Genomic DNA, 16,154 nt, shown 5'->3' with positions numbered 1-16,154 from the left:
TTGAGTTTATTCCATAAAAAAAGGATAGTGAAATCACTATCCTTTAGTTTGAGGCTTCGAGCGGATTCGAACCGCTGTAGACGGTTTTGCAGACCGCTTCCTAGCCACTCGGACACGAAGCCTTGTCCTTGAATTGGATTGCAAACTTACTAATAATTTTGATATTTCAAAACCATTTGATGTACTTTTTTACAACAATTCAAGTAAGTTTTATCTAACTCCCTGCATTTCAACAGTTACATATTCTACATCTCCGCCAACAGGAGGGTTAATTTTTGAAACAAGTACAGTAATTTCTTCAACCATTGTAATTTCTAACAATACTCTATCAATAATTCGTTGCGCTACATGCTCTAATAATTTAGATCTGATAGCCATTTCTTCCTTGACAATAGTATTTAAAGTAACATAGTCTATAGAATACTTCAAATCATCTGTAGCAGCAGCCATAGTAAAGTCACCTTTAGCTATTAAATCTACACGATAGTCTGATCCTATTTTAGCTTCTTCATCCATGCAACCGTGGAAAGAAAAAGTTCTGATATTATTTAATTTAATTATTCCCATAACACATCCGTTTGTTTTAATAATGGCTAAAAGTACAAATAATTTGAGTGCATTTATTCATAAACTACTAAAAGACTATCAGCTTTTGATTACTTTTTTGATACCTTTGTAGTTATAATAATTATTTCCATGTCAACAAAAGAGAAATCATTAAACTTTATTGAGCAAATCATTGAAGAAGATATCAAGAATGGTTTGCCAACAGAAAAACTTCATTTCCGTTTTCCGCCTGAGCCTAATGGTTATTTACATTTAGGTCACGCGAGTTCTATTTGTTTAAACTTTGGATTAGGTATTAAATATAATGCGCCTGTTAACCTGCGCTTCGATGATACCAACCCATCTAAAGAAGAACAGGAGTTTGTTGACGCAATCAAACATGACGTAGAATGGCTTGGGTACAAATGGGCAAATGAAGTTTATGCATCTGACTATTTCCAGCAGCTATACGACTGGGCTGTCCAAATGATTAAGGATGGTAAAGCATACGTAGATAGCCAATCTTCTGAAGAAATGGCTCAACAAAAAGGTACTCCATCTACAGTAGGTGTAGATAGTCCATATAGAAATCGCTCTGTAGAAGAAAACCTAGACTTATTCGAAAGAATGAAGAATGGAGAATTCGAAGAGGGAACTCATATTTTACGTGCTAAGATAGATATGGCACATACTAATATGCTTATGCGTGATCCTATCATGTATAGAATTATGAAAAAGGCACACCACAGAACACAAAATGACTGGTGTATCTATCCTATGTATGACTGGGCACACGGAGAAAGTGACTATTTAGAAAGTATCTCTCACTCATTCTGTACATTAGAGTTCTTACCTCATAGAGAATTATATGATTGGTTCTTAGATCAAGTTGTTACTGATGAAAACATTAGACCTAAACAACGTGAGTTTGCAAGAAGAAACTTATCTCATACTGTAGTAAGTAAACGTAAACTAGCTCGTCTAGTGAACGAAGGGTTTGTAACAGGATGGGATGACCCACGTATGTCTACTATCTCTGGATTGAGAAGAAGAGGTTATACAGCTGCATCTATCAGAAACTATGCTGATACTATTGGTATTGCTAAACGTGATAACTTAATTGATGTTTCTTTATTAGAGTTCTGTGTTAGAGAAGATCTAAACAAAATTACACCTCGTGTAATGGCTGTATTGGATCCAGTAAAACTTGTAATCACTAACTATCCAGAAGGGCAAGAAGAGTGGTTAGATGCAGAGAACAATCCAGAAGAAGAAGTAATGACTTTCCGTAAAGTTCCTTTCTCTAAAGAGCTTTATATCGAAAGAGAAGACTTCAAAGAAGAAGCTAATAGCAAGTTCTTTAGATTGACTTTAGGAAAAGAAGTACGTCTTAAGAATGCATATATCATCAAAGGAGAGAGTGTTGTAAAAGATGAGAATGGAAACATTACTGAAATACACGCAACTTATGATGCTGATAGTAGAAGTGGAAGTGGAAGTGAAGCTAGTAAGCGAAAAGTAAAAGGTACTATTCACTGGGTATCTGTACCTCACGCTGTAGAAGCTGAAGTTCGTATCTATGATCGTTTATTTGTAGATGAAAATCCTGACGGTAACAAAGAAGTTGATTTTATAGACTTTATCAATCCAAACTCATTAGAAGTAGTAAAAGGGTACTTAGAACCAAGCTTAAGCACTGCTGTAGAAGGTGATAAGTTCCAGTTCCAAAGATTAGGATACTTCTGTGTAGATAAAGAAAGTTCAGCTAATGCATTAGTGTTTAATAAAACTGTTGGTTTAAGAGATACTTGGGCAAAAGTTGAACAGAAATAGAATATTTCTGTTTAAAATATAATTAATAAACGGCATTTTAACTAAGCATTAACGGTTAAAATGCCGTTTTTTCTTTAAATTTAAAGTATTATTCATTTTAAAAAAACAATTGTTATGGCAAAAAATTTAGGAAATACAGCTATTGCAGTATTAGCTGGAGTAGTAGTAGGAGCAGGTTTAGGAATTTTATTTGCTCCAGATGAAGGAAAGAAAACACGTAAGAAAATTAAAAAAACATTTAATGATTCTAAAGATGATTTAAGTGATAAAATTGATGAACTAAAAAAACAAGTTCGCAATACAGTAGCAAAAAAAAAGCATGATTTCGAAACAGGATTCAATGAATTCTTAGCAAATACAGATGACAAAAAAGACGATGTAATTGCTAACTTAGAAAAGAAATTAGCTGAATTAAAAGCTAAAGCTGATTCAATAGCTGATAGCGTTAAAAAATAATAAGTGTAGATAATGGCATTTGAGGATATTAAAGACAATCTGAGTGATATTAAACAGAACTCTGAAGAACTAATCAATACTACTATTGATTACTATCGTCTGTGGGGGTTTAAGGTTACTGCAAAGGCAGGTAGTAAGTTTATGACATTATTACTTGTTTCCATCTTTATTATGATGTCTCTTTTTTTGTTCTCACTAGCTGCTGCTTATGCCTTAGCTGTATATTTTGATAGTACTGCTCTTGGTTTTCTATTAATGGGATTATTCTATTTGGTTATCGCCTTATTAGCCTATTTATTTAGAACATCATTAGTTGAAAGACCTTTCATTAAGAAACTATCTGAAATCATTTTTAACGACTAAATATTTATTTGATGAAGAAGTCTTATTCCTCTATTGAAGAGATTAATGCTGATTTAGAGATTCTAAAAGTTCAGAGAGACATACACTACTATAAGATTACTCAATCTTTAGACAGTATTAAATCCGAACTAACACCAAATAATCTCGTTAGAAATACCTTCGGATCAGTTACCTCATTTGTAAAAGGTTCTAACAATGTTCAGGCCTTTCTAATATCAGCAGTAATGAAATACTTTTTTAAGAAAGTAAGAAAAAGAAATACTGATAATCTATAAAAAAAAGCTCCAGTAATACTGGAGCTTTTTTTATGCTATTTATTCATCTTCTAAGGCGCTATCGTACCCTTGATGACTATCATTATAATTTCTAGAAGAAACATCATCAGAACGCTTAGAAATAACTTCTGAAGCACTCATCTCCTTTATCTTACTACTCGCTGCGAATGAAGCAACCATATTTGTCAACATATCACTTGCTGCAGACGGAGCATTAGGTAGTAAAATCAAGTTAGATCTACTATCAGCACCTACTGACTGTAATGTATCATAATGTTGAGTAACTACAATTAGAGCAGACGCTTCTTGTGAATTGATACCTACTTTATTTAGTACATCAACACTCTCTACTAACCCCTGAGCAATCTCTCTACGTTGATCTGCAATACCTTGTCCTTGTAAACGTTTAGACTCAGCCTCAGCTTTTGCTTTCGCCACAATACGTATTCTACTTGCTTCTGCTTCGTACTCAGCAGCTACTTTCTCTCTATCCGCCGCATTAATACGGTTCATTGCATTCTTCACTTGAATATCTGGATCAATATCTGTAATCAATGTATTGATAATATCGTATCCATAAGTAGTCATCGCTTCGTTCAATTCACGCTTTACAGCTACAGCAATATTGTCTTTTCTTTCGAATACATCATCTAAGATTAATTTAGGAACTTCAGCACGCACCACATCAAATACATACGATGTAATCTGATCATGCGGATATTCTAATTTATAGAAAGCATCTTCAACTCTGTCTTGGATAACTTTAAATTGAATAGACACTTTTAATTTAACGAAAACGTTGTCCTTCGTTTTCGTTTCGATTAAAACATCTAATTGTTGGATACGAAGATTTACCACTCCTGCTTTTCTATCTACAAGAGGAATCTTTATTTGCAGTCCAGAATGTCTAATACTGTTAAACTTACCGAAACGCTCAATAATAACAGCAGACTGCTGCTTTACTGTAAAAAAACCTAATAGAAGTAATACAATTAATACCCCTACTATAATATACATTGGTGTCATAGTGCAATTTTTATGATTTATTCTGTTAAAAATAAATATAATTTCGCGTATTTAAAAATTCTGTACGAACTTCTTATTTTACAAGTGTAATATTAGCAAAAAGCAAATTCAATTGACTCTCTTCTATATACTCAATCTGAGGAAAAAGAGGAATCAAATATTGCTTAACTGCTTTAGCTGGTACAGCAAGTACTAATACTTTCTCAGATTTCTTTAATAAGATCATTGGTATATCAGTACCATTCTCTAGTTTAAAACTAAGTTCTCCTAATCTGTGATTCCATTTAAAATTAGTTGCTCCCATCTGACATCCTTGTACATAGTGATTAAAGTTTCCTGTAAAGTCATTCTTAAGCACTAATAAGTCTTTATTACAGCTAGGTGTATGTGGATAAGGAGAACTAAATACAGCCTCACCAATGATAGGTTTGACATCTATCTGGTATGGTGTCCATTCACCTATTAAGTGTTTCTGCACGAACTTTATCCATTCTTGTTCGGCCTTAGAACTACCATTATCATCACTTGAACATCCCGTAAAGAACAAACCAGTAAATAGGATTAATACGATACAACTTAACTTTTTCATAGAATTAGGTTTTAATTGAGTAATAAAATTAATCAATTTATTCAAAACAGAGGTAGTATTCTACTAAAGAAGCTACCCAATAAAAAAGCCCTGAGTAATACTCAGGGCTTCTGTTTATATTATTTATTAGCCTCTACTGCGATAGCTAATCTTTCTACTGTTTCATCCTTACCAATCATCTCGATGATATCGAATAAGTCTGGACCTTTTACTGCACCTACAAGGCTTAAACGCAATGGTTGCATTACTTTCCCCATTCCGATACCTTGTTCATTAATCCATCCTTTTACAATTTCCTCGATGTTTTTAGCTTCGAATAGCTCGATACCCTTAATCACCTCAGATACTTGCTTCATAATATCAGATGTATCCTCTTTCCAGTTCTTTAATGCCTTAGCATCATACTCTGTTGGTTTCACGAAGAAGAAATCACTTAATTCATAGAAGTCTGCCACGAATGTAGCTCTCTCTTTAATTAATCCCACTACTTTCTCTACATAAGCATCAGCAGCATTAATACCTTTCTCTTTCAAGATTACTTGGTACGCTTTAGCTAAGTCAGCATCACTTTGTAGTTTTAAATAATGTTGGTTAAACCACTTGTTCTTCTCAGGGTCAAACTTAGCTCCTGCTTTGTGTACACGAGTTAAATCAAACTTCTCAACTAACTCTTCTAAAGAGAAAATCTCTTGATCAGTACCGTCATTCCATCCTAATAAAGCAAGGAAGTTCACTACTGTCTCAGGGTAGAATCCTCTCTCTCTGTATCCAGAAGATTTCTCTCCAGATGTAGGATCTTGCCAATCTAATGGGAACACAGGGAACCCTAATTTATCTCCATCACGCTTAGATAACTTACCGTTACCAACTGGCTTTAAGATTAAAGGTAAGTGAGCGAACTCAGGAGCTTCCCATCCGAATGCTTTATAAAGCAATTCGTGTAATGGAAGAGAAGGCAACCACTCTTCACCTCTAATTACATGAGACGTTTCCATTAAATGGTCGTCCACGATATTAGCTAAGTGATATGTTGGCATACCATCACTTTTGTACAATACTTTATCGTCTAATAAACTTGTTTCGAACTTAATATCTCCTCTGATGATATCTTTTAAGTGCAATGTCTCTCCCACAGGAGTTTTAAAGCGTATTACATAAGCATCACCATTAGCAATCTTATCAGCTACCTCTTCTTTACTTAAATGAAGAGAAGTGCTTAATTGCTCTCTATTTGTATGATTGTAGATAAATGTCTTTCCTTCAGCTTCAGCCTCGCTTCTCAATTTATCTAATTCTTCAGCAGTATCAAATGCGTAATATGCCCAACCGTTCTCGATTAATTGATCAGCATATTGTTTGTATAACTCCTTGCGTTCACTCTGTCTATAAGGTCCGAATTTCTCATTCTTACCAATAGTTTCATCAGGTGAAATCCCTAACCATTCAAGAGCTTCTAAAATATAAGCTTCTGCTCCTGGTACAAAGCGATTTTGGTCAGTATCCTCAATTCTGATATAAAATACTCCATTGTGCTTTTTAGCGAATAAATAATTGAATAACGCGGTTCTTACGCCACCAATGTGTAATGGTCCTGTTGGACTTGGTGCAAAACGCACACGAACTTGCTTAGCCATTTTGTTTAAAATTTTTTACAAAGATAAATACTCAGCGTATTTATCTACTGTATTTTAATATAATATTTTCATTGTTTCCCCTTAGTAGGAGACTACACTCTCTTATCTATAAATGTAATTGGTTTGCGACTCATCGGATTAAACACAATAGGTTGTAATACCTCAACGCTTTCTATCACCACCTTAGGAGCCACTCGTAACTTTGCTCTAAAAGTATCTTTGATATTCTTAGAGAACTCTTGACTATCATCCTCCGTCACTATTCTGATTACTATCTCATCCGTACCGATTTCATTTGTACTCACTTCGATTAAGTGCATCTTAATCTGTGGAAACGAATTCAATAGATCTACAATAGCAGGCGGATACAGCGTTGTCCCTTTATACTTTATCATATGGCGTTTACGCCCCTCTACAGGTCCTAATCTATAAGTATGTCTACCACAGCTACAGGTAGAAGTATGTTTGCGTACCATATCACCAGTTTTAAAGCGTATCAATGGCAATGCCTCCACACCTAAAGTAGTCACTGTAAGCTCTCCTAATTCTCCATCAGCCACTACATTATTCTCTTCATCCAATACCTCAGTGATAATCAACTCTGGGTTTACATGCCCCCCTTGGTGGTACTCACATTCTGTAAAGGCAGCTCCCATCTCTGTAGAAGCATAAGTAGAGAATAGCTTTATATCCCATTTCTCTGTAATTCGATCTGCTAAGATAGACGGAGTCAAATCTGCTTGACGCAATGCCTCACCGATACAGATTACCCCTTTCACACTACAGTTATTATAATCTATACCATTCTTCTCAGCATAGTCGATTAACTTTAGTAAGAATGAAGGTACAGCTATCAGATACTTTGGTTGATACTGTAAGATAGAGTCCCATTGTAGTTGTGGAATTCCAGCACCTACACGAATTACCCCAGCACCAAGCTTTCTCAGTCCTAAGAAATAAGCTAATCCTGCCATAAACCTTCTATCGATAGTAGTCATCAGTTGTACCACATCACCCTCTTGTACACCAGCACACTTAAACGATTGATACTCGTTCTCCGCTAATCGATCCAAATCACTATCAGTCAACCCAAAAGTAACAGGATCACCAAGCGTTCCAGAAGTAGTAGCATAGTCAATGATTGATGTTTTAGGGACACAAAAGAATGCATCATTCTGCCTTTGTAAATCATCTTTAGTTGTCAATGGAAGACTTTTCAAATCCTCAATTGTTCTAATCGTACTAACATCAATTCCTCTTTCAGCGAATAACGTTTTGTAAAAAGGAGAATGCTCATCTACATAAGCCAAGACTTCTTGTAGTCTTTGCTCCTGATAAGTCATTATTTCTTCTGTCGATTGATAATCTATTCGTGAGAACCCCATTACTTATTTCTTATTTTCTTTAAATACTTATTTATCTTTTTCTCCGCAGGTACCGTTGTCACCTCCTTAGTCAAGGCAAGGTTAAACTGTTCTTTAGCTTCCTTATACTTCTTCATTTGCATATAGTACAGACCAGCTCTGTAATAGACTACCCAGTACTCTGGATTGAGCTTTTGGTACATCGCTATATACTCTTGAGATACCTCTTCTTTTTCTTTTATCTTTTTCTGAAAGATATGATCTTCCTTTCTATAGCGTTCATAATCTATAAACGCTTTTGTATCTATAAACGTGTCTTTCGCTATCGTAAGGCTGTCAACACCTAAGTGATGCTCTGCGTTTTTCTCTTTGAATATCTTATTCAAATCATAGGCTACGAACTCTCCTAATTGGTACGGATTAGACGATACCCAGACCATTCTCTTCTCTGGTTGAAAGACAATACCATGATGTGCCAACAGTTGATTTAAAGCCTTCTCATTGCCATATCCGATATCTTTTCCGTTCAGCCCTTTCGTATCCCTCAGTATATCCACCATCTTCTCAGGAGTCAGTACCTCAGCATTATTCACATACTCATTGACTTTATCCCATCTGTATTGTGAGTGACTCTCTTCTATTTGTTTTTGATTGCGTTTATCACTTTGGAATGCCTCGCTTTGAAAGTGGTTCGAGCAGATAAGTGCACTGCTATTTGCCACCTCGTATACCCCAAAGTTTTTAGGTGCTATCTCAATCAGTACCGCTTTTCTATCTGCCGCACTACCCACCATAATAGACTCAGACACGAATACCTTCTTAGTTTTTGCTATACTAATTGCCTGTTCTATATTATCCGCATATTGCAGTATTTCGCGTGCCACTACAGAGATAGGTGTCTTTGCTTTTAGAGGAATAGAAGACTTACCAGCATTTAGCGTTACTGTAAGCCCCTTCTCATTCATTCCTGATACCACACCAGTCATACCTCCCCAAGTCACAGACATAAATGCATTTCCTTTCTCTGGCTGTATAAAAGCGATTATCTTATTCTCTGCAAAGTCATCCCCCACATAGAAGTCAAAGTTTCGTCCTATCAGCAATCCTCCATCTGCAGAATTCTCACCCCATACTGCCAACGAAGTACACCCAACTAAAGCTAAGTCTTGAAAGGCGTGCCCAATATCATGTGCTCCGTGTAAATACAGACTGCGTTGATAAGCAGGTCCTAAAAAATCAAATCGATTAGTAGCATACTTACTCAGACCATAGATTTCAGCTTTATACTCATTTGGGATATACTGATATAAATCTCTATTGTAGTATTTCAATAGTTTAATAAGCATCTTCTGCTTAAACCCAGAAGGAACGAACTCTTCTACTTTAGAGAAAAATACAGTCTCTTGTTTCTGATACAATGACTCTGTTAGAGCCCCTGTATTCAGTCCTATTTGATAAGGATCACCAGTTACATATAATTCCCATAACTGTTGCTTATTCTTGCTTAAAAAGCCCTTATCTGTAGTGCGTACACTATCACTAAGTATATTTACCTGAGGTATTGTAGTATCCCATGCAGTCAAGTTAGGTACATCCTTTAGTCCTTTCTTTACTCCACAGCTCGCCATCACAGCACATACTACTAGAACCCCAATATATCTATACCAGCACCTCATCATCTCTAAATTTGTTTAGTTTAGTCATCAGAGACTCCTTGTCTACCATCTCCAGACAAGTCACAAATGCTCCTATAGTCACTCCCATCACCCCATGCATACGCACGTTCTGACCAGAGAAAAACAAGTTACCTATCTTAGATCGAGGCGAGATAAAAGTCTTCATAGGACTATTAGCATCTTTGACAAAGCCATACATATTACCTCCCTCAGAACCGATAAAATCTCGATAAGAAAGGGGAGTAGATGAGTGAACACTCTGTATAGCGTCACAGATACCAGGATACTTACTCTCTAATTTAGCGAGTAGTAACCTTTCTTTTTCTTTTTTAAATATCTCATAACTTTCTCCTCTACTGCCTAAATGTTTTATCGTAGATACGTTATAAGTATCTTTCCACTGCTTCACCTCTTCATAATCCATATAAGTCATCACAGTCATACTATCAGCCCACTTCTGCGTAGGAGTAGTACAGTTCATAGACGCCACTAATAAATTGGGCCATCTACCTTCAGACTTACTATGCGTATCCCATACATCATCAAGGCTGTTATAGTGATATATATTGCTATTCTGATAAGGATAAGCATCCTTTTTAAATACTATATAAAGCGAAAATACAGAAGGTACTTCCTCTAAACTCATAATACGCTTCACGAATGGCTTAGAGAAACTCTCTGCACCCACCATGCGTATAGTATGTTTTAGATTGATATTAGAGACGAACTGTTCTCCGTAATAATGTTCTCCTTCTGAAGTATAACACGAGGCTAACTGTTGATTATCGAAGGTAAAACCAACTACTTCCTTGTGTTTATATATCTCTCCTCCATAACTCTTAAGCACCTTAATCAGTGCTCTACTAATCTGGCTACCGCCATGTACACATCTCCACGCACTCTGTATATAAGAGTTAATTGTCAATGCGTGTACATACAGAGGAGTTCTCTCCTTATCTGCTACATATAAGAAGTTAGACCCGATAAGTACTGCCTTTAACTTCTCATCAGTAGTAATCTCATCTAAAAAATCACTCAGCTTAATACTGACTATACTGTCATCATATCCTTTACCATCTTCAAGATTATACATTGGAAATCTATGACAGATATCGTTTATCTTATCACAGTATTTACGCAGTACTTCTTCTTCATTAGGGAAGTGTATTAATAGTTGCTGTACGAAGTTTTCATACCCTTGAGCATGCGGATACTCTATTCCTTCTCCTTCAAAAGAAATCATATCATACCCATCACTATCCAGTCTGTGTAGCTTAAGCATATCCATAATCTCAAGGTAAGAGAAGTACTTGTATAAGTTCTCTCCTTTATCTAATCCTCCGATATAATGCACCCCTGTATCGAATACAGACTTATCACGAGAGAACGTCTGTAGGTTACCTCCATACTGAGTATTCTTCTCCAGTACACAGACCTTCTTTCCTTCTTTCGCTAAGATTACAGCAGAAGCTAATCCCCCAAGACCACTTCCTATCACCACAACATCATACTTCTTCTCCATTCACTTATTTTCTTAAATATACACTGATATACTCATTCTCTACAGCTAGGTCAAACCCATGTTCAGGTTCATAGCCATTCGTCTTGCGTCTCAGTACTACTATCTTATTGATATGTTCGCCTACACTATGCTCTACAGCAGCAGACACTAATAGCGTAGTTACACTACTATCCACAGCATCTATATCCTCCACATACACCACAGATCTACACTTAGTCACATAGTTAGTCTGAGCTACACTACGTTTATAACTATCACTTAAATAAGCATATACTTTTCGCTTGCTTTGCTGTAAAGTTACTAAGAAATTTATTTGTCCATAGTCATCTCCTAGATGCACTATCTTCTCTTTATCACTCAAGTGATTATTAAGTTCATAATAATCATCTGCATATTGTTTAAAGTCTTCTTTGACCTCCTTCAGTATATTCCCCTCTTTATAGTAGTAACTTAGAAGCAGCTTGCGTCTGAAGTAATTCTTATCCTCTAGCTCAGTTCTAATCTCCTTAAACTGCTCTTTAAAGAATCTACTGATTTTTTTCGTTCTCTCCGCATAGTTACTGCCATAGCTACTATCATCATAAGCGATACGCTCACCTACAGTAGTGATGATATGTCCTCCATAGATTACATAATCTCCCTTAGGTATTACCTCAGAGTTACCGTGTATATACATTGGTAATATATCTAACTTTAAAGTCTCTGCTAAGAAGAATGCCCCTTTGTGAAAACGTTGTACGTCATTAGTCATAGAACGTGTCCCTTCAGGGAATATCATTAGAGAGAACCCCTGTTTTACTCGTTCTTCTAAGTGAGCTACACTGTTATCTACACCATTCGATACAGGGTAAAAGCCCGCCATCTGTACAGCCCTACCAAATATAGGAGACTTATACACCCAGTCATTGACTAGATATACGATATTCGAATTAACCATTCCTATCGTCAGTGAGTCTAAGAATGAAGTATGATTAGCTATGATAATAGCAGGTTTTTTAAAATCTTCTTTGTGTTTATTAATTATACCTTTTTTCACGAATGGATTAAGGTATAACACAGAAGTCTGATACAACGACATCCCTTTGCCAAACCATCTTAACTTCACCACTTTTGGCATTGGCAATATCAACATCAATACTCTCGCGATACACGAATACAGTATACCAAATAACCCAAAATAGGTAAATGATACAACACTAAACAGTGTAAGACGCAACGTGATAGGAGATAACCCCTTGCGCTGTCTATTCGTAAAGCAGAATCTGTATAATCTAGGATATAACACGAAGGCTACTATAGCAGATACAGATAACCCTATCAGCGATACCATAGAGATAGAACGCAGTGCAGGATGCTTAGCGAATATCAGTGTACCGATAGCTAATAATGTAGTCAATACTGCTAAGATAATAGACGAACGGTACATCACACTTTCGTCTTTACCTGTGGTATATTCCTTCTGTAATGCGTTAGTCATAAAGATCGTAAAGTCTACGCCCTGACCGAATACTAATGTACACACGATAGAACTAAAGATATTAAACTCTATCTGGAACAGCCCCATCAGTCCTGTAGTGATAAACCCAGTAATCATAATCGGTATCATACTCACGATCACCATCTCAGCACGTCTAAAGAAAAACCACAGAATCAATAATACTGCTATAAAAGAATAGTTGACTAAGCTAGTGAAGTCATTCACTAAGTTGCTTAAGAACGTTTCGTTTATAGCCTTTCTATCGATCACTAAGTACTCTTTAGGTCCTTTAAGAGCATTGACAAATGTAGCCCTATCACTCTCTTTTACTTTTACTAGAGTATTGATTGTGTAGAACCCATCTTTCTCTATAAAGAATTCGTCCATAATCTGAGGGTTTAGCTTTACATATTCCTGAATAGGAATTACACTAAAGCTAGTTGCTAACAGATTGTAGAACCCTGTATAAGTACTCTCCATAAAGTCATACTTAAGTCCCTCTCTGATCAGTGTACTCTTTAAGGCTGTTATATCTTGTTTTGCCCAGAACTCATTCCAGCGCTTTATCTTCTGCTCCTGTTGACTCTTAGACAACACTATATTTCCTAGAGAGCTATACTGTAGTATATTTCCCTCTGATTGTTCTAATTGTAAGTGCTGAGCTAGTCTAGCGTTATCCTCTACTACCTCATCTACATCCTCCCCATAACAAGTAATATACAGTGATTTACTATTGCTATCTAAGGTATTGTTTAGTTTCTCTTCTGCCTGCTTTAATTCCTCTGGGAAATAGTTCATCGAAGACAGATCTTTATTAAAAATAGTGTGATTAAAAGCGAAACAACTAACCACAATCGCTAATAGACACAACCCTAATAACCACTTACTCTTGTCAAAAGGATACTTAGCTACCTTATCTAACACAGTACTAGATTCACCTACTAAGTCTTTAGCAGATGGTTTATACAGATGAGGAATAAATAGTAGTGAGAATATCCCTGCAGCCATCACAGTGATAGAAGCAAATATTCCCAAATCCTTTAATGCCTCAGAGTGTACGAATACTAGACATAAGAATGCTATAGCTGTAGTAGCACAGCTCATAATGATAGGTCTAGTGATCTCTCTATACACCTCCTTAATATCACCACTGTGCTTATAATGCGTCATAATGTGTAAGGCATAGTCTATAGTAATTCCTATCAGGATAGCACCTACACTCAATGAAATAGCAGATATAGAATCCTTAATAAAATACAAGACAAACAGCGCTACTAATGCAGCAAAAACAGTAGGTATAAATAAAATAATAGGAATAAACAGCTTGCGGTAAAACGCTATTAATAGCAACATTAATACCGTCACTGATATCGCTACAGTCTTTTGTATATCGCTCTTGATCTGTTTTGCGTTAGCTACAGCTACGAACGAGGCACCGAAGTAATCTACACTCACCTTATCTAGATAAGTCTTATTTAGGTCTTCTTTTACACCATTTAAGTAATTGACGAATATTGTATTGTGCTCCGTCTCTGTTCCGTCATATACAGGATCTATAAACAGGAGCAGCTTATCTTCGTCCTTATTCATAATATACCCATCTACTAGATGAAAATCATCACCGATATTGAGCTGTTGTAATTTTTGTAATGCCATAAACCCGATACCCATCGGATCACGTTGAATAAACTGCTTAGCTACCATCCCAGTAGGAGAGATAAGCGTTTTATAGTTGCCCTCTACTACTTGCTTCAGGCTATCGTTATTAAGCTTAGTCGCTATCTTATCATAATCGGTCTCTTCTAAGAATAAAGGCAAATGATCATATACAAAGCTGATTGCTTCATTAATATTCTCATCATCTACCTTGCCCTGTATAGACTTGACATATTCATTCTTTACTGCTAATGAATCTAAGAACTGATTAGCCAGCTCTACCATATCATCAGTAGTTCCATCCTTTTGTTTTTCTATGATAACAGATACTTTATCCGAAAATCTCAGTTGACCTAGTATTTTAGAAGTAATACTCGTCTTTTCATTTTTAGGCAATATACGTGTGATATCTTCTTCGAACTTAATGTTCAAAGCTCCATAGGCAGTCAGTACTACAAAGAGTATTGACAGAATAAAGAAGATTACCTTGTTCTTCTCTCCCCATTTATAGATATGATAGAATACACTAGACATTACTTTTCTTTTTTATTAAATACAGATAATAATATATAACTCCCGACACCAAATAATACACTCATCACACTCGCTAATACTATGCTCCCCACTAGATACTGTACTAAGTGAGCTGACATCGACTCTATGGTATACTCATCTAAGATAATATCTTTAGTCCCATGTGGCACTAGGTAATATCCTGTCCTTAATGATGCGAATACGATAATAGGTATCATAGGAGGTATACTGACATTAGAGAATGTAAAGGCTAATACCTTATTTAACCTAAATGTGATGGCTAAGAATATAGATAAGAACGACTGTAGCCCCCACAGTGGAGCTATCCCGATGAATACTCCTAATCCTATAGATACAGCCTTGACCTTATTAGAATCATCACTTCCTAAGATATCCTCTCTCAAGAAATCTTTAAAACTTTTTTTTTTAAATCGTCTAAAGAAGTTTCTAGGAATAATATATAATAACAGCAAGGTTACTAATACCGTATTCAATATACTAATACGGGTAAAATCCTTAAATGGTCTGAAGTGAGATACGCGTTCTGACTCATCGTATAATACCTGTATAGGTACATTCTGCACAGCCACATCATTCCACGCTGCACGTACGATAACCTCTATCTCAAATTCAAATTTATTAGTAAAATATCTCTTTGCTAAAGACTTTAATGGATATAGTCTGTATCCAGATTGAGTATCTGTCAACTTAATCCCTGTCTCAAACCAAAACCAAAAGTTAGAGAACTTATTACCGAAGCTACTTTTCTTCGGTATGCCGTCTTGCTCCATATTACGAGAGCCGATAAGTAATAGGTTTTTCTCTTCACTCTGCATTAGAGCTTCGACGAATACAGGTATATCACTAGGGTAGTGCTGCCCGTCGCTATCTATGGTAATGGCATATTGATACCCTAACTGTATAGCTTCCCTAAATCCGACAGTTAGTGCATTACCTTTACCTTTATTCTCAGGTAAATTAATGATATGTACACTAGAGCTATACTCCTCTAATATCGCTGAGGTAGCATCTGTAGAACCGTCATTAATGATAATCACCTTATCTGTATAAGACAGTACTCCGTCTATCACACGTCTTAAGGTCCGGTGGTTATTATAAGTAGGAATTAAGACACAAATGCCCAATTCGTCAATGGTATTATGTATGTTTAGTAAGGTAAGGTTGTCTTTCATTTATTTGTCT

Annotated in this window: 13 protein-coding genes and 1 tRNA gene; 4 read left to right on the top strand and 10 right to left on the bottom strand. The window is 36.0% G+C overall.

Annotation, left to right across the window (positions count from 1 at the left end; genetic code table 11):
* Positions 1-51: 51 nt before the first annotated feature.
* Both BMX53_RS04190 and folB read right to left on the bottom strand, forming a co-directional pair.
* Positions 52-122, bottom strand: a tRNA-Cys gene (locus BMX53_RS04190).
* An 88-nt stretch (positions 123-210) separates the two neighbouring features.
* Positions 211-567: a dihydroneopterin aldolase gene (gene folB / locus BMX53_RS04185; RefSeq protein ID WP_074744775.1), complete on the bottom strand. Its 357-nt coding sequence runs from the start codon at positions 565-567 to the stop codon at positions 211-213.
* Positions 568-696: 129 nt separating this feature from the next.
* On the opposite strand from folB, the gene BMX53_RS04180 reads away from it, so the two are divergent.
* The 4 genes from BMX53_RS04180 to BMX53_RS04165 all read left to right on the top strand — a co-directional run bounded on the left by BMX53_RS04180 (position 697) and on the right by BMX53_RS04165 (position 3,473).
* Positions 697-2,379 (top strand): glutamine--tRNA ligase/YqeY domain fusion protein, encoded by a 1,683-nt coding sequence (locus BMX53_RS04180; protein WP_074744773.1) that lies wholly within the window; start codon positions 697-699, stop codon positions 2,377-2,379.
* 114 nt (positions 2,380-2,493) lie between these two features.
* Positions 2,494-2,835 (top strand): YtxH domain-containing protein, encoded by a 342-nt coding sequence (locus tag BMX53_RS04175; RefSeq protein ID WP_038985546.1) that lies wholly within the window; start codon positions 2,494-2,496, stop codon positions 2,833-2,835.
* Positions 2,836-2,847: 12 nt separating this feature from the next.
* Positions 2,848-3,198, top strand: a complete 351-nt coding sequence (locus BMX53_RS04170; protein ID WP_038985548.1) for a phage holin family protein — start codon at positions 2,848-2,850, stop codon at positions 3,196-3,198.
* 11 nt (positions 3,199-3,209) lie between these two features.
* On the top strand, positions 3,210-3,473 hold the full coding sequence (locus BMX53_RS04165; protein ID WP_038985549.1) for a DUF6327 family protein: 264 nt from the start codon (positions 3,210-3,212) through the stop codon (positions 3,471-3,473).
* Between the two features lie 39 nt (positions 3,474-3,512).
* Here the strand turns inward: BMX53_RS04165 and BMX53_RS04160 are convergent, their stop codons facing one another.
* From BMX53_RS04160 to BMX53_RS04125, 8 genes are all read right to left on the bottom strand, one after another.
* A complete protein-coding gene (locus BMX53_RS04160; RefSeq protein ID WP_038985551.1) occupies positions 3,513-4,499 on the bottom strand; it encodes an SPFH domain-containing protein in 987 nt (328 codons plus the stop codon).
* A gap of 73 nt (positions 4,500-4,572) precedes the next feature.
* Entirely contained in the window at positions 4,573-5,088 is a 516-nt protein-coding gene (locus BMX53_RS04155) for a hypothetical protein (RefSeq protein ID WP_038985553.1), read from the bottom strand.
* A 119-nt stretch (positions 5,089-5,207) separates the two neighbouring features.
* Positions 5,208-6,722 carry a glutamate--tRNA ligase gene (gltX, locus tag BMX53_RS04150; RefSeq protein WP_038985555.1) on the bottom strand — a complete coding sequence of 505 codons (1,515 nt, stop codon included), beginning with the start codon at positions 6,720-6,722 and terminating at the stop codon, positions 5,208-5,210.
* A 92-nt stretch (positions 6,723-6,814) separates the two neighbouring features.
* Entirely contained in the window at positions 6,815-8,107 is a 1,293-nt protein-coding gene (locus BMX53_RS04145) for a flexirubin biosynthesis putative acyl-CoA ligase FlxY (RefSeq protein ID WP_038985557.1), read from the bottom strand.
* Positions 8,107-9,762: an acyl-CoA--6-aminopenicillanic acid acyl-transferase gene (locus BMX53_RS04140; protein ID WP_038985666.1), complete on the bottom strand. Its 1,656-nt coding sequence runs from the start codon at positions 9,760-9,762 to the stop codon at positions 8,107-8,109. The genes BMX53_RS04145 and BMX53_RS04140 overlap by 1 nt, the downstream gene beginning before the upstream one ends.
* Positions 9,746-11,284 carry a phytoene desaturase family protein gene (locus tag BMX53_RS04135; RefSeq protein ID WP_038985559.1) on the bottom strand — a complete coding sequence of 513 codons (1,539 nt, stop codon included), beginning with the start codon at positions 11,282-11,284 and terminating at the stop codon, positions 9,746-9,748. The genes BMX53_RS04140 and BMX53_RS04135 overlap by 17 nt, the downstream gene beginning before the upstream one ends.
* 4 nt (positions 11,285-11,288) lie before the next feature.
* Positions 11,289-14,951, bottom strand: coding sequence for a 1-acyl-sn-glycerol-3-phosphate acyltransferase (locus BMX53_RS04130; RefSeq protein WP_038985562.1), 3,663 nt, complete (start codon positions 14,949-14,951; stop codon positions 11,289-11,291).
* Entirely contained in the window at positions 14,951-16,144 is a 1,194-nt protein-coding gene (locus BMX53_RS04125; protein WP_038985563.1) for a DUF2062 domain-containing protein, read from the bottom strand. Before BMX53_RS04125 ends, BMX53_RS04130 begins: the two co-directional genes overlap by 1 nt.
* Between the last annotated feature and the right edge of the window lie 10 nt (positions 16,145-16,154).

Source organism: Myroides marinus, assembly GCF_900109075.1.
Classification (GTDB): Bacteria; Bacteroidota; Bacteroidia; order Flavobacteriales; family Flavobacteriaceae; genus Flavobacterium; species Flavobacterium marinum_A.
This window is presented reverse-complemented; position numbering and strand designations above follow the sequence as displayed.

Excerpts from the sequence above, each read along its gene's own strand:
- BMX53_RS04135 (WP_038985559.1), bottom strand. The coding sequence starts at position 11,284 with ATGGAGAAGAAGTATGATGTTGTGGTGATAGGAAGTGGTCTTGGGGGA.
- gltX (WP_038985555.1), bottom strand. The coding sequence starts at position 6,722 with ATGGCTAAGCAAGTTCGTGTGCGTTTTGCACCAAGTCCAACAGGACCA.
- BMX53_RS04170 (WP_038985548.1), top strand. The coding sequence starts at position 2,848 with ATGGCATTTGAGGATATTAAAGACAATCTGAGTGATATTAAACAGAAC.
- BMX53_RS04180 (WP_074744773.1), top strand. The coding sequence starts at position 697 with ATGTCAACAAAAGAGAAATCATTAAACTTTATTGAGCAAATCATTGAA.
- BMX53_RS04125 (WP_038985563.1), bottom strand. The coding sequence starts at position 16,144 with ATGAAAGACAACCTTACCTTACTAAACATACATAATACCATTGACGAA.
- BMX53_RS04130 (WP_038985562.1), bottom strand. The coding sequence starts at position 14,951 with ATGTCTAGTGTATTCTATCATATCTATAAATGGGGAGAGAAGAACAAG.
- folB (WP_074744775.1), bottom strand. The coding sequence starts at position 567 with ATGGGAATAATTAAATTAAATAATATCAGAACTTTTTCTTTCCACGGT.
- BMX53_RS04140 (WP_038985666.1), bottom strand. The coding sequence starts at position 9,762 with ATGAGGTGCTGGTATAGATATATTGGGGTTCTAGTAGTATGTGCTGTG.
- BMX53_RS04155 (WP_038985553.1), bottom strand. The coding sequence starts at position 5,088 with ATGAAAAAGTTAAGTTGTATCGTATTAATCCTATTTACTGGTTTGTTC.
- BMX53_RS04160 (WP_038985551.1), bottom strand. The coding sequence starts at position 4,499 with ATGACACCAATGTATATTATAGTAGGGGTATTAATTGTATTACTTCTA.
- BMX53_RS04145 (WP_038985557.1), bottom strand. The coding sequence starts at position 8,107 with ATGGGGTTCTCACGAATAGATTATCAATCGACAGAAGAAATAATGACT.
- BMX53_RS04165 (WP_038985549.1), top strand. The coding sequence starts at position 3,210 with ATGAAGAAGTCTTATTCCTCTATTGAAGAGATTAATGCTGATTTAGAG.
- BMX53_RS04175 (WP_038985546.1), top strand. The coding sequence starts at position 2,494 with ATGGCAAAAAATTTAGGAAATACAGCTATTGCAGTATTAGCTGGAGTA.